The 2,958-nt window shown below is 72.4% G+C and carries 2 protein-coding genes; both read left to right on the top strand.

What is annotated here, in order from left to right; translation table 11 throughout:
- The first annotated feature begins 141 nt into the window (after window positions 1-141).
- The gene (gene nirB / locus DQW06_RS14425; protein ID WP_117198645.1) at window positions 142-2,643 is read left to right on the top strand and encodes a nitrite reductase large subunit NirB; all 2,502 of its coding nucleotides are present in this window, start codon (window positions 142-144) and stop codon (window positions 2,641-2,643) included.
- A partial coding sequence (nirD, locus tag DQW06_RS14420; protein WP_117198643.1) for a nitrite reductase small subunit NirD occupies window positions 2,640-2,958 on the top strand: 319 nt, incomplete at its 3' end. The genes nirB and nirD, both read left to right, overlap by 4 nt.

Below are 2,958 nucleotides of genomic sequence, written 5' to 3'. Positions count from 1 at the left end.
ACCCTGGCGCTTCACCCCGCATCACGCACCCGCCACCTGCGGTGGCAGCACATCGAAACAAGCGCGACACATACGGCTGACCGTCGGGAAACACCCGGGAGGTTGCCTGAAACCTGTCCGACCCCGCAGCAGGAGGAGCCCATGGAAGAACTCGTCGTCATCGGCAACGGCATGGTCGGCCACCGCCTCGTCGAGGCCCTGCGCGACCGCGACACCGCCGGACACTGGCACATCACCGTCGTGGGCGAGGAGCCCCGCACCGCCTACGACCGGGTGGCCCTGTCCTCCTACTTCGACGGCGCCAGCGCCCAGGACCTGTCCCTGGGCGACCTGAGCGGCCCCCACGTGGACGTGCACGTCAACGAACGCGCCGTGGGCATCGACCGCGCCAGCCGCACCGTCACCACCGCGAGCGGACGCGTCCTGCCCTACGACCGGCTCGTCCTGGCCACCGGCTCCACGCCCTTCGTGCCCCCCGTGCCCGGCCACGACCTGCCCGGCTGCCACGTCTACCGCACCATCGAGGACCTGGACGCCATCACCGCCTCCGCGCGCGGCGCGCGCACCGGCGTGGTCGTGGGCGGCGGCCTGCTGGGGCTGGAGGCCGCCAACGCCCTGCGCCTGCTGGGCGTGCGGGCGCACGTGGTCGAACTCGCCCCCCACCTGATGCCCGCGCAGATCGACGAGGGCGCCGGAGGCCTGCTGCGCACCCTGATCACCGACCTGGGCGTGCGGGTCCACACCGGCTCGGCCTCCACCGCCGTGGAGGCCGGCCCCGACGGCCGCGTGGCCCGCCTGAGACTGGGCGAGGGCTCCCTGGACGCCGACCTGGTCGTGTTCTCCGTGGGCATCCGCCCCCGCGACGACCTCGCCCGCGCGATCGGGCTGGAGGTGGGCGAGCGCGGCGGCATCGTCGTCGACGACACCTGCACCACCAGCGACGCCCACATCCACGCCGTGGGAGAGGCCGCCAACCACCGCGGCACCGTGTACGGCCTCATCGCACCCGGCAACGCCATGGCCGAGGTCGTCGCCGACCGGCTCGTGGGCGGCCGGGCCACCTTCACCGGCGCCGACACCTCCACCAAACTCAAGCTCATGGGCGTGGACGTGGCCAGCTTCGGCGACGCCCACGGCCGCACCCCCGGCGCCCTGGACGTGGTCGTCAACGACGCCGCCAGCGGCCGCTACGCCAAGCTCGTGGTCTCCGACGACGCCACCACGCTGCTCGGCGGCGTCCTGGTCGGCGACGCCTCGGCCTACGCCACCCTGCGCCCCCTGGTCGGCTCCCCCCTGCCCGGCGACCCCCTGTCGCTGATCACCCCCGAGGGCGCCACCCTGGGCGCCGACGCCCTGCCCGACACCGCCCAGATCTGCTCGTGCAACGCCGTCACCAAGGGCGAACTGACCGAGGCCATCTCCTGCGGCAACCACGACGTGCCCGCGCTCAAGGCCTGCACCAGGGCGGGCACCAGCTGCGGCTCGTGCGTGCCCATGCTCAAGCAGATCCTCGCCCAGGCGGGCATCGAGCAGTCCAAGGCCCTGTGCGAGCACTTCCCCCAGTCGCGCGCCGAACTGGTCGAGATCGTGCGCGCCACCGGCACCACCACCTTCTCCGGGCTCATCGCCGCCCACGGCACCGGACACGGCTGCGACGTGTGCAAGCCCACGGTGGCCTCCATCCTGGCCTCCCTGGGCAACGGGCACATCCTGGAGGGCGAACAGGCCACCCTGCAGGACACCAACGACCGCTACCTGGCCAACATGCAGCGCAACGGCACCTACTCGGTCGTGCCCCGCATCCCCGGCGGCGAGATCACCCCCGACAAGCTCATCGTCATCGGCGAGGTCGCACGCGACTTCAACCTCTACACCAAGATCACCGGCGGCCAGCGCATCGACCTGTTCGGCGCCCGCCTCGAACAGCTGCCCGTCATCTGGAAACGGCTGGTCGACGCCGGATTCGAGTCCGGACACGCCTACGGCAAGTCCCTGCGCACCGTCAAGTCGTGCGTGGGCACCACCTGGTGCCGCTTCGGCGTCCAGGACTCGGTGGGCCTGGCCATCCGCCTGGAGGAGCGCTACCGGGGCCTGCGCTCACCCCACAAGCTCAAGGCCGCCGTCTCCGGATGCGCCCGCGAGTGCGCCGAGGCCCGCGGCAAGGACTTCGGCGTCATCGCCACCGACAAGGGCTGGAACCTGTACGTGGGCGGCAACGGCGGCTTCACCCCCCGCCACGCCGAACTCCTGGCCTCGGACCTGGACGAGGACACCCTCATCCGCTACGTCGACCGGTTCCTGATGTTCTACGTGCGCACCGCCGACCGCCTCCAGCGCACCGCCCCCTGGATCGAGTCCCTGGACGGCGGCCTGGACCACCTGCGCGACGTCGTCGTCCAGGACTCCCTGGGCATCGCCGCCGAACTGGAGGAGGCCATGGCCCGCCACGTGGACTCCTACGGCGACGAGTGGGCCGCGGTCCTGGCCGACCCCGACAAGCTCGCGCGCTTCGTCTCCTTCGCCAACGCCCCCGACACCCCCGACCCCACCATCAGCTTCACCACCACCCGCGACCAGCCGGTCCCCACCGCTCCCGTCAGCCTGGGCATGCCCGCCCGCCGACCCCAGGAGGCCACCCGATGACCGTCACCACCCGAGCCCAGCCCACCACCTGGATCGACGCCTGCGCCCCGGCGGGCCTGCGCGTGGAGGACGGGGTGGCCGTGCTGCTCCCCGACGGCCGCCAGGTCGCCGTGTTCCGCACCCGCGACCAGCACCTGTACGCCGTCGACAACATCGACCCCTACACCGGAGCCGCCGTCATCGCACGCGGCATCGTCGGCGACCGCGCGGGCGAGCCCACCGTCGCCTCACCCATGCTCAAGAACGTCTTCTCCCTGCGCACCGGCCAGAGCCTGGACGACGAGCACGTGCGCCTGACCACCTGGCCCGTGCGCC

This window comes from Nocardiopsis sp. TNDT3 (genome assembly GCF_003427465.1).
GTDB classification, from domain to species: domain Bacteria; phylum Actinomycetota; class Actinomycetes; order Streptosporangiales; family Streptosporangiaceae; genus Nocardiopsis; species Nocardiopsis dassonvillei.
The sequence above is the reverse complement of the archived record's forward strand: the minus strand, read 5'-3'. Positions and strand labels throughout refer to the sequence as shown.

Bases quoted from the DNA above. Each gene is read 5' to 3' on its own strand.
- nirB (WP_117198645.1), top strand. From the start codon at position 142: ATGGAAGAACTCGTCGTCATCGGCAACGGCATGGTCGGCCACCGCCTC.